Source organism: Pseudomonas sp. Pseusp97 (assembly GCF_047304025.1).
Classification (GTDB): Bacteria; Pseudomonadota; Gammaproteobacteria; order Pseudomonadales; family Pseudomonadaceae; genus Pseudomonas.
Genome location: NZ_JBGLYK010000598.1, coordinates 1 through 243 on the forward strand (window position 1 = coordinate 1; position 243 = coordinate 243).

The following is a 243-nucleotide window of genomic DNA, read 5'->3' on the forward strand; positions in this document are numbered from 1 at the left end:
TCGCCGTAGAAGGGCATCACGACCTGTCCGGACAGATCTATCGCCAGTTGCGAGCCGGCATACTCGAAGGGCGTCTTGCCGGCGGCACGCGGCTGCCGTCGACGCGCGATCTCGCGACGCAGTTGGGCGTGTCGCGCAAGACAACGCTCGACGTGTTCGAGCGGCTTCTTTCGGAAGGCTATCTCACCGCGCGAGCCGGTTCGGGAACGTTCGTCGCCGACGGTCTCGAGCGCTTGCCGGTGG

At 66.3% G+C, this 243-nt stretch carries 1 protein-coding gene; it reads left to right on the forward strand.

Features of this window, described 5'->3' with window-relative positions:
* The coding region (locus ACCC94_RS30475) for a GntR family transcriptional regulator (protein WP_413353269.1) at positions 1 to 243 on the forward strand (243 nt) is incomplete at both ends.